Raw genomic sequence first — 238 nt, 5'->3', positions numbered from 1 at the left:
GCTTCCTCCGGGGACAGCTCGCTCAGGTTGTCCCGGATGACCAACGGCAGGCCACTGCGCAGGCGGCCGACCGCCAGCTTGCCGAAATCCTCCAACCGATAGCGGCCCAACAGATGCGGCGAGCCTGGCGCCACGGCGTCACCGCAGATGGTGAAACCGTCCTCGTCGGGCTCCATCACCGCGTAGGCGCAACTCGACAGTTGCAGGTGTTCGACCAGCAGGCGCGTGGTAGTGGCAA

The 238-nt window shown here is 66.4% G+C and carries 1 pseudogene; it reads right to left on the bottom strand.

The window, feature by feature from the left end:
* Nucleotides 1-238: pseudogene (locus tag SB765_RS33375) on the bottom strand (hybrid sensor histidine kinase/response regulator); the annotation flags it as partial.

Origin of the sequence: Pseudomonas sp. SIMBA_067 (genome assembly GCF_046534675.1) — a bacterium.
GTDB lineage: Bacteria > Pseudomonadota > Gammaproteobacteria > Pseudomonadales > Pseudomonadaceae > Aquipseudomonas > Aquipseudomonas putida.
The sequence above is the reverse complement of the archived record's forward strand: the minus strand, read 5'-3'. Positions and strand labels throughout refer to the sequence as shown.